Here is a 955-nt window from a genome sequence, read left to right as displayed (position 1 = left end):
CGGGCCACGGTCCGGCTCGACACGGGCTCGGTCGGCCATGCACAGGCGCTCGGCACCGACCGCGAGAAGGCCCGGCTTGCGGCGATCTTCGACGCGCTCTGGCAGGAGGACGCGACGAAGGATTTCGTCGAACAGGCACTGCTTTTACCGATCGCCGAACGGATCGCCGATGCCGAACGCCTCAAGGCGGACGAGACGGCGGCAACCCGCGTCGATTTCTTCACCATGGTGCGGGGAGACAACTGATGGGCCTGAAGACAGAAGCTCTGACCGGCGGCTTTGCCGAGCCGGTCTTCCATGCCCAGAGCGTCTTCAAGATGCTGATGGACGGCATGGCCCGCCCCGGCACGATCCAGACCGTTCAGCCCGATGTCGCTCCGCCGGCACCGCTCGGCATCGCCGCCGGCACGATCGCGCTGACGCTTTGCGACCACGACACGCCCGTCTGGCTTTCCCAGGGACTGGCGAGATCCGCCGTGCCGGAATGGCTCGGCTTCCATACCGGCGCGCCGTTGACCAGCGAAAAGGCCGAGGCGCGTTTTGCCTTCACCGAGGCCGGCACCGCACTTTCCTCCTTCGGTCTCTTTGCATCAGGCACGCAGGAATATCCCGACCGCTCGACGACAGTTGTCATCGAGCTCGCCGAACTCGAGGGCGGCCGCAGGCTGGCCCTGATGGGTCCGGGCATCCAGAGCGTGACGGAGATCGCGCCCATCGGCCTGCCGGAGACCTTCCTGCGGCTCTGGACCGAGAACCGTGCGCTCTTTCCGCGCGGCGTCGACATCGTGCTGACGGCGGGCAGGCGTTTCCTCTGTCTGCCGCGCACCACCAAGATCACAGCAACGGAGATCTGAGCTCATGTATGTTGCCGTCAAGGGTGGCGAGGCCGCCATCGCCAATGCCCACCGCCTGCTGGCCGACCGCCGCCGCGGCGACCGTTCGCTGCCGGCGATCG

At 67.1% G+C, this 955-nt stretch carries 2 protein-coding genes; both read left to right on the top strand.

Features of this window, described 5'->3' with window-relative positions:
- Window positions 1–246, top strand: a 246-nt coding sequence (locus MOV76_RS39230; protein ID WP_247266605.1) for a phosphonate C-P lyase system protein PhnG, incomplete at its 5' end; no start/stop codon positions are given.
- Entirely contained in the window at window positions 246–854 is a 609-nt protein-coding gene (phnH, locus tag MOV76_RS39225; RefSeq protein WP_247266604.1) for a phosphonate C-P lyase system protein PhnH, read from the top strand. The genes MOV76_RS39230 and phnH, both read left to right, overlap by 1 nt.
- Window positions 855–955 lie beyond the last annotated feature (101 nt).

It is taken from the genome of Rhizobium sp. PRIMUS64 (assembly GCF_023006465.1).
Taxonomy (GTDB): domain Bacteria; phylum Pseudomonadota; class Alphaproteobacteria; order Rhizobiales; family Rhizobiaceae; genus Rhizobium; species Rhizobium leguminosarum.
This window is presented reverse-complemented; position numbering and strand designations above follow the sequence as displayed.

What these genes read in the sequence shown, in the direction of transcription:
- phnH (WP_247266604.1), top strand. Translation starts at nt 246, where the DNA reads ATGGGCCTGAAGACAGAAGCTCTGACCGGCGGCTTTGCCGAGCCGGTC.